Here is an 8,565-nt window from a genome sequence, read left to right on the forward strand (position 1 = left end):
GCCTTGATGCTTCTCGGCCCGACAATATATAATTGCTCTTATGTTTGAAAGTTTAAGTGATAAATTAGAAAGGGCCTTCAAGGTTTTAAAAGGTCAGGGGAAGATCAGCGAGGTCAACGTTTCTGAAACGCTGAAGGAGATCCGCAAAGCCCTTCTGGATGCAGACGTTAATTATAAAGTAGCCAAGACATTTACAGACACTGTTAAAGAAAAGGCACTGGGGCAACAGGTACTGACTGCCGTTTCACCCGGACAGTTGCTTACCAAGATCACCCATGATGAACTTACGGCGCTGATGGGTGGCCAGAAAAGCGATATCAACCTCACTCATTCTCCTTCCGTGATCCTGATGAGCGGGTTGCAGGGCTCTGGTAAAACAACGTTCTCAGGTAAACTCGCACAGTATTTAAAATCAAAGAAGGGACGAAATCCTCTTCTTGTGGCCTGCGACGTTTACCGTCCCGCCGCTATTGATCAATTACATGTTCTCGGAGAGCAACTGGAGATTCCTGTGTTTTCTGATCGGGAGAGCAAGGACCCGGTGAGTATCGCAAAGAGGGGTGTACAGCAGGCGATGGACAATCAGCATACGGTTGTTATCATTGATACCGCCGGCCGGTTGGCTGTAGATGAGGAAATGATGAACGAAATTGCAGAGCTGAAACGCGCGCTAAAGCCGGACGAAATTCTCTTTGTGGTGGATGCAATGACCGGACAGGATGCGGTAAATACGGCTAAAGCGTTTAATGACCGTCTGGATTTCAGTGGAGTGGTGCTTACAAAGATGGATGGTGATACGCGAGGCGGAGCGGCTCTGAGTATTAAGAGTGTCGTAAATAAACCCATCAAATTTGTTGGAACAGGGGAGAAGATGGATGCGCTGGATGTTTTCTATCCTGAGCGTATGGCCGATCGTATTCTTGGGATGGGCGATATTGTTACTCTGGTGGAAAAGGCACAGGAGCAGTACAATGCCGAAGAAGCAAGAAAGCTACAGAAGAAGATTGCCAAAAACCAGTTCTCATTCAATGATTTTCTTTCCCAGTTACAACAGATAAAGAAAATGGGGAACATGAAAGATTTGGTGAGCATGATCCCCGGCGTAGGAAAAGCGTTGAAGGATGTAGAAATAAACGATGATGCCTTCAAGCATATCGAAGCGATCATTCATTCGATGACCCCGAAGGAGAGGGAAAATCCGGATGTGATCAATGGCTCACGAAAAACCCGAATCTCCCGTGGCAGCGGCAGAAGCATTCAGGAAGTAAATAAATTGCTCAAACAATTTGAAGATACACGTAAAATGATGCGCATGATGAGCAATAAAGATCAGATGGCAAAAATGATGCGTAATATGCCCAGACGATGACCATACTCGACGGAAAGAAAACATCCCAGGACATTCAGCAGGAAATTGCTGCAGAGGTGAAAAAGATAACAGAGACAGGGAAGCGTCCTCCGCACCTGGCTGCTATTCTGGTAGGTAATGACGGAGCCAGTGAGACCTATGTTACATCCAAAGTTGCTACCTGCGAAAAAGTAGGTTTCCGCTCAACCCTTATTCGCCTTCCGGCCAGTACCACCGAAGCTGAATTGCTGAATAAAATTCGTGAGCTGAATGTGGATGAATCACTGGACGGTTTTATTGTGCAGCTGCCGCTTCCCAGGCATATTTCTGAAAAGAAAGTTATTGAAACAGTGGCACCCTCTAAGGATGTTGATGGTTTTCATGCGGAAAGTGTTGGAAAAATGGCACTCAACCTTCCGACCTTTTTACCAGCCACCCCTTACGGCATTCTTCAGTTGCTGGAGCGTTATAAAGTTCCTACGGAAGGAAAACATTGTGTGGTGATCGGCAGAAGCCATATTGTGGGATCACCCATGAGTATTCTTATGTCAAGAAACGGATATCCCGGAAACTGTACTGTAACAATCACACATTCTAAAACCAGGAATCTGAAAGATATTTGCCTGCAGGGCGATATTATCATCGCAGCACTGGGGAAGCCGGAGTTCCTGAAAGCGGACATGGTGAAGGAGGGCGCGGTAGTAATTGATGTGGGAATAACCCGAATCGCTGACGCATCCAAGAAAAGCGGATTCGCCCTGAAAGGAGATGTGGATTATCACGGGGTAGCTCCCAAATGCTCTTTTATCACTCCCGTTCCGGGTGGTGTCGGTCCTATGACCATTGCCAGCCTGCTGATGAATACGCTGCTGAGTTATAAATTAAAAAACTGATCAGGTCTTCTTCCCACTCCTGTTCAGCATCCTTTCTACCATTTTTTCAGAAGGCATAAGACCCTGCTGAATACGGCGGGCATAAAGAATGCTGTCGGTAATGTCCTTGTTCTTTTCTTCAATGATCATTTTGGCCAATTCAATCTCCTTCTTTTGCCTGGCCAGTTCCTGATTATCCTTCCGTTTCCTCAAAAATCCACGCAACGCCACCACGGCCATTCCTACCACCAGGACAATTATTACGATGAGAAATATCCGGAAGTATCGTTCTTTTGCCAGTTTTTCATCGTCCAGCAGCTTCTGATTCGCGAGTCTTTCAATTTCAAGCTCTTTCTTGTCGTTCTCATATTTCGCGTTCATCTCTTCTACCAATGACTGGGATTCTTTCGTGATAAGTGTGTCTCGTAATTCGGCGTAACGTGACATATAGGAATAAGCGTTTTTAAAATCACCCTTAAGGCCGTATACACGGGCCATTCCTTTCAGATTGTAAAGTTTGGCATCCGGAATATTCAGGCTGTCGTGCAGGTGCATTGAAATCCGGTAATATTTCATTGCCTCGTCGTGCCTGCCGTCGTCGGCAAGTATATCCGCAAGATTATTGTAAAAACCGCCCAACTCTTTCATGTTTCCGGTTTTCTCGCAGATACTGATGCCTTTCCGGATAAAATATAATGCGGAGTCTTTCATGCCCAGTTTCAGATAACAGGTGGACAGGTTGGTGTATGCAACGGCTAAACCAATACTGTCTCCTAGTTTTGAGTGTATACCTATGGCATCCCACAGGTAGCGTTGGCTCTCTCTGTATTTACCGGTATTTTCCAACCCAACGGCTAGATTGGCAAGCAGAATACCCAGGTAGTAGTTGTTATTAATCTGTTTCAGCAGAGGCACGGCCTGCTCCCAGTATTCCACCGCTTTAGAAAGATTTTTCTGGTAGTAATATATGTTCCCCAGGTTAACGAGGGGGAGAAAGCGCTGATCACTTTTTACATCTTCAAATATCTTCAGTGAACGAACCAACGCCTCGTTGGCTTCTGTGTATTTGCCCATCCCGATGTAAATATTTCCTATCCCGTTATATTCCCGTGCGGCCAATAATTTATCTCCCAGCTGTATGGCCAGATCGCGCGCCTTGAGATAATGTTGAAGCGCACCTTTCATGTCGTTGAGATAATCAAGTGCCAGCCCTTTAAAATGATAGGCATTGGTCAGACTCCTGAGGTCGCCGGTTTGTTCAGCCAGCTGGAGCGCACGTTCAGCTACGGCCAATGCGCTGTCGGGCTGCGAATGGGTATAAAGATCGCTTAGTTTGCAGAGTAAATGAACCCGCTGAGTGTCACTCTCCGCTTTTGCAATATCTGTTCGCAGCACTTGTTCCGGCTGCTGCGCCGTCAGTGGAAAATACAGAATGCACAGTAGTAATGGCAACAGGTGCTTCATCCTTGTAAACTTAGCGATTGTTTTAACTTGGCCGACGATTACCATCAGAATCCTCTCCCGAATTTCACTATCTTTATAAAGTATGGCCGTGCGAATCAAGACTGATGACCTGATGAGTGAGGGATTGGTGTTGCCTGTTATGGAAGAGTTTTATTCCATTCAGGGCGAAGGCTTCCATGCCGGGAAGGCGGCTTATTTTATTCGTATCGGCGGGTGTGATGTTGGATGCCACTGGTGCGACGTCAAGGAAAGCTGGGAGCCAGCCGCTTTTCCGCCGCAGGAAATATACCCGGTTATCGAAAGAGCTGCAGCCTGCCCGGCGAAAACCGCGGTGATCACAGGAGGCGAACCCTGTATCTGGCATTTGGAGCCCCTTACTGCAGGATTGCGTAAAATGAAACTTAAAACCCATCTGGAAACTTCCGGTGCTTATTCCCTGAGTGGTGAATGGGACTGGATATGCCTTTCTCCGAAAAAAACTTTTTCAGTTCGTTCTGAATGGTACGATGTGGCACACGAATTGAAGGTAATTATTCATAACCGGCATGATCTGGAATGGGCGGAATTACAGGCCGAAAAGGTTAACTCCGCTGCGTACCTATTCCTGCAGCCGGAATGGTCGAAACGGGAGGAAACGATGCCTATGATTGTATCATTCATTCTTAAAAACCCGAAGTGGAATGTCTCTTTACAAACCCATAAATATCTCGGTATCCCCTGAACTGCGATCCATGAATTCGATTGATATGTTAAAGCACCTCCTCCTCCTGATCATCCTCTTTCCGGCTATAGCCTGCAAAGCACAGCCTCCCGGAGAATACTCCACGTCTGATAAAAAAGCACTTAAACTGTACCAGGATGCCAGAAAGGCATACAACGAACAGCGGCTCAGTGACGCGGAAAGCGGGCTCAGGAAAGCGGTGGAAAGAGTACCGGAATTTATTGAAGCCTGGACAATGCTTGGTTATGTTTACGCAGAACAAAAGAAGACGGATCTCTCTATTGAAGCGTTAACTACTGCAGTTCAACTGAATCCCGGATTCCGCTATGGAGAGAACGTGTTTACGCTGGCAAGACTGCAGATGAGTGTGGGAAAATACGGGGATGCGAAAAAAAATTATGAGAAATACAGGCAAATGCCGAAACAGAATCCCAAATTCGCCCCTTACGTAGAGATGGATATTCAGTGCTGTGAATTCGCGATCGGTGCCATGCAGCACCCGGTTCCTTTTAAACCCGTGAATATGGGACCCGAGATCAATACCAAAGATTATGAATATTTTCCCACTGTTACTGCCGATGATCAGCTCTTCCTTTTTACCAGAAATATCCGTACCGTTAAGGAGGATAACAGTACCCATATGCAGGAAGATTTTTTCTATTCAAAAAAGGAAAACGGGAAATGGACCCCGTCTGTCAGTGTCGGAAATAATATCAATACGCCAACCATGAATGAAGGAGCACCGAATCTTTCCAGCGATGGGAATATCCTCTTTTTTGTTGTTTGTCCGGACATGATGGGATACGGGGAAAACCGAAAAGGATTCGGCAGTTGCGATATTTTCTTTTCAATGAAAAACGGAGAGAAGTGGGTAAAGGCTCAGAATGCTGGCTCGCCGCTCAATTCGGGTCACTGGGAGTCCCAGCCCTCATTCTCTTCCGATGGGCGCACAATGTATTTCACAAAAGGCATCAAAGGTGAATATGAGCGCCAGGACGATATTTATATGTGTACACTTGATGAGAACGGAAAATGGAGCGCTCCGCAAAAACTCGGTCCTAATGTTAATACCCCTGGTACAGAGGAATCCGTATTTATTCATCCTGATAACCAGACCTTGTATTTTTCCAGCGACGGAAGAGTGGGTATGGGCGGGATGGATATTTATATGTGCAGGCGTCAGCCCGACGGCAACTGGGGACCTGCGGTGAACCTCGGCTATCCTATCAACACCTGTGCAGATGAGAACAGCCTTCTGGTTGGTGGTTCCGGCGAAATCGCGTATTTCGCTTCCGATCGTGAAGGAGGATACGGCGGCCTGGATCTGTATTTTTTTGAACTCGATAAATCATTGCAGCCGGAGAAGATATCCTATATGAAGGGGAAGGTCTATGATAAAAAGACCGGTAAGCCACTGGATGCAGCTTTCGAACTTATTGATCTGGAAACCGGTCTGCCGGTAGTACGCTCCAATTCCAACCCTGGGAACGGTCAGTTCCTGATTACTTTGCCGCCCAATAAAAACTACGCACTGAATGTGTCTAAAGACGGCTACAATTTCTATTCGGAGAATTTTTCATTTAAAGAATCACCGGCGGATAAACCCTTTTTGGTCGATGTTCCACTCGTGAAACCCGAAGACGCCTCGGGAGAAATTGTGGAGCTTAAGAATGTTTTTTTTGAAACTGCCAAATGGGATCTGAAGCCAACCAGTAAATACGAGTTGGACAAACTGGCGGAGTTTTTGCAAAAGCATAACACGGTAAAAATTGAGTTACGCGGTCATACCGATAATGTGGGCGACGACAAATCCAATTTGATTTTGTCTGATAACCGGGCGAAGGCAGTATACCAATACCTCGTTTCAAAAGGAATTGATAAATCTCGGTTGTCCTGGAAAGGATTTGGTGAAACACTTCCAAAAACTACCAATGATACACCGGAAGGACGTGCACAGAACCGACGGACAGAATACAGGATACTATGAACACCCCGTCCCTCGTCCTTTTATTTTTTCTTTTCCCCGCATCCTTCTTTTCATCCTCGCAGATAGATTCCACGGTGATTTACCTGGTGGGTGATGCCGGCAATGATACTGCTCCTGGAAAGGCTCTGCTGGCGCTGAAGAAACGAATTGTAAAAGATACATCAGCTACTATAATCTTTTTAGGCGATAATGTTTATCCTCATGGAATGAATGAACAGATCGCAGATGGAAAAATCACGCCGGAAGAAAAAAAGATGATGGCCCAGTTGTCGGTGCTCAAGGGTCACAGGGGCTCTGTGTATATGATTCCAGGGAACCACGACTGGAAAGCACAGCGACGGAACGGCGCCGTATGGATACAGAATCAGGAGCAGTGGGTCAACGCTTATCTGCGTGACAGTCTGAAAGTGAATGGTGCGTATTTGCCCTCCGGAGCTTTGCCGGGTCCGCATTCGGTGCTGCTTTCTCCGGGCCTCCGCTTATTTATTATCGATTCTCAGTGGTTTATACAGAAACGGTCACACAAGAAGGTTGGTACGTTGGCTGGTAAAAGTAAAAGAGAGACGGAGGAGTTTTTCTGGACTACACTGGAAGCGGAAATACTTGCCGCGGTTCTTCGGGGAGAGCAATTGATCTTTGCAGCACATCATCCCCTGATCAGCGCAGGGACGCATGGAGCACCAATGAAATTGGTGCGCTTTATGGTTAATTATACTCCTTTTCAAATCTTTGGATTGATGGGAGCGAATCGGGTGCTCTCCCAGAATGTTAATCAGCCCGGATATAAAAATTACAAGGACCGGCTGAATGGCTTGCTGAAAGAATCCGGTAAAAGTCATATCCTCGTCGCAGGGCATGATCATAATTTTCAGGTCTGGAAAATGGAGTGGGGGACACAGATTATTTCAGGGAGCGGAAGCAAGAATTCCAAATTCAGAAAGCACTACCTGCATGATCCGCGATTGCTTGAAAGAAATGATTCGGACGAGGGTTTCACACGACTCGTGATTCGAACGATCGATGGGACACAAATTCTTTCTTACGAGTTTTTAACTAATTGAAATACAGCTAATTGTGTTTTTTTGACAAAAGCGAAACTTTCATGCCGCGGGAGGTGTCTTAATAGTAGACACCTAAGCCCCTCGCGATGCTCTATCTCAGATTATTCTTAACCGCACTGTTTTTTGCTTTTTCTTTTCCGTCTGCTTTTGCCCAGAGTACTACGGAAAATGATTGTAACATGAATGGCGGAGCCTGTCATCTCTATTCTCCTCTTCATACTACTCCGAATTCTCCGCAAAACGGAAACGGTACGCTGGGCCAGATTTTTAATATGAGCAAATGCGGTCTGAATTACGTTCACGCCGAGCGCGTGCTTTGGAAACGTATGTCCAGCAATCCTCCAATTGTTGGCGCCAACCAGCCTGCTACTTTTACTATAAGTGGAATTCCCACCTGTCGCACCATCGAACGAGCATACATCTACGCCAGTATGAGTGGCACGCAAATTCCGCTGAATATTACTATTGTTAACCCTTCGATGGTTTCAAATACCTATCCTGCCGTGGTGATTGGAACAGGAGCCGACAAATGCTGGGGATATGGTGGAACCACTTCCTATCGCGTAGATGTTACGGCGGCCATTACCGGAAACGGAAATTATGTTATCAGCGGATTTCCTACGAACCCGCCTACGCCTCAGAAGGACACCGACGGAGCATCCCTTTTGATTATCTTCTCCGATCCCACTGCAAATTATCAAGGACATATGGTAATCAACGATGGTTGCTGTATTCAGATTGGCGGAACCAATACACAGGTCATGGGTGGGATCAATGCCTGCGGAAATTCCATTTTTGCCAGAGGCTTTGCACTCTTCGGAGATATTCAGCCTGCCTTCTCCACCGGGGGTTCCCAGGTGTTGGCCAATGCCCCTAATCCAACCTATACCATGGGGATGTTCGACTGGCAAGAGGTAGCCACTACTGTTACCACCGGACAGATGAACGCCACGTATTCTCATAATGGTCCCAGTGACTGTTTCAATTTTATGATGATGGGCTTGTATTACCGAACCAATACCTGTACAACCTGTCCCTTGCCCAATAGTTTAACGCTTACTCCGAGTATGGTTCCGGCCACCTGTTCCAATTGTAATGGTTCAGCATCGGTG

At 46.4% G+C, this 8,565-nt stretch carries 7 protein-coding genes; 6 read left to right on the forward strand and 1 reads right to left on the reverse strand.

Annotated elements, in window-relative coordinates; all coding sequences use genetic code 11:
* Positions 1 to 40 precede the first annotated feature (40 nt).
* A complete protein-coding gene (gene ffh / locus IT233_05500) occupies positions 41 to 1,369 on the forward strand; it encodes a signal recognition particle protein (GenBank protein MCC7302077.1) in 1,329 nt (442 codons plus the stop codon).
* Positions 1,366 to 2,241, forward strand: a complete 876-nt coding sequence (locus IT233_05505; protein ID MCC7302078.1) for a bifunctional 5,10-methylene-tetrahydrofolate dehydrogenase/5,10-methylene-tetrahydrofolate cyclohydrolase — start codon at positions 1,366 to 1,368, stop codon at positions 2,239 to 2,241. Before ffh ends, IT233_05505 begins: the two co-directional genes overlap by 4 nt.
* On the opposite strand, the gene IT233_05510 is transcribed toward IT233_05505, so the two are convergent.
* Entirely contained in the window at positions 2,242 to 3,684 is a 1,443-nt protein-coding gene (locus IT233_05510) for a tetratricopeptide repeat protein (GenBank protein MCC7302079.1), read from the reverse strand. It lies immediately after the preceding gene.
* A gap of 82 nt (positions 3,685 to 3,766) precedes the next feature.
* On the opposite strand from IT233_05510, the gene IT233_05515 reads away from it, so the two are divergent.
* The 4 genes from IT233_05515 to IT233_05530 all read left to right on the forward strand — a co-directional run.
* Positions 3,767 to 4,405 carry a 7-carboxy-7-deazaguanine synthase QueE gene (locus IT233_05515; protein ID MCC7302080.1) on the forward strand — a complete coding sequence of 213 codons (639 nt, stop codon included), beginning with the start codon at positions 3,767 to 3,769 and terminating at the stop codon, positions 4,403 to 4,405.
* 25 nt (positions 4,406 to 4,430) lie between these two features.
* Positions 4,431 to 6,392: an OmpA family protein gene (locus IT233_05520; GenBank protein MCC7302081.1), complete on the forward strand. Its 1,962-nt coding sequence runs from the start codon at positions 4,431 to 4,433 to the stop codon at positions 6,390 to 6,392.
* Positions 6,389 to 7,453, forward strand: coding sequence for a metallophosphoesterase (locus IT233_05525; protein MCC7302082.1), 1,065 nt, complete (start codon positions 6,389 to 6,391; stop codon positions 7,451 to 7,453). Before IT233_05520 ends, IT233_05525 begins: the two co-directional genes overlap by 4 nt.
* Before the next feature lie 86 nt (positions 7,454 to 7,539).
* Positions 7,540 to 8,565: hypothetical protein (locus IT233_05530; protein MCC7302083.1), on the forward strand; the 1,026-nt coding region annotated here is incomplete at its 3' end.

The sequence above is a fragment of the Bacteroidia bacterium genome (assembly GCA_020852255.1).
GTDB lineage: Bacteria > Bacteroidota > Bacteroidia > JADZBD01 > JADZBD01 > JADZBD01.

Bases quoted from the DNA above. Each gene is read 5' to 3' on its own strand.
- IT233_05525 (MCC7302082.1), top strand. From the start codon at position 6,389: ATGAACACCCCGTCCCTCGTCCTTTTATTTTTTCTTTTCCCCGCATCC.
- IT233_05510 (MCC7302079.1), bottom strand. From the start codon at position 3,684: ATGAAGCACCTGTTGCCATTACTACTGTGCATTCTGTATTTTCCACTG.
- IT233_05520 (MCC7302081.1), top strand. From the start codon at position 4,431: ATGTTAAAGCACCTCCTCCTCCTGATCATCCTCTTTCCGGCTATAGCC.
- IT233_05505 (MCC7302078.1), top strand. From the start codon at position 1,366: ATGACCATACTCGACGGAAAGAAAACATCCCAGGACATTCAGCAGGAA.
- IT233_05515 (MCC7302080.1), top strand. From the start codon at position 3,767: ATGGCCGTGCGAATCAAGACTGATGACCTGATGAGTGAGGGATTGGTG.
- ffh (MCC7302077.1), top strand. From the start codon at position 41: ATGTTTGAAAGTTTAAGTGATAAATTAGAAAGGGCCTTCAAGGTTTTA.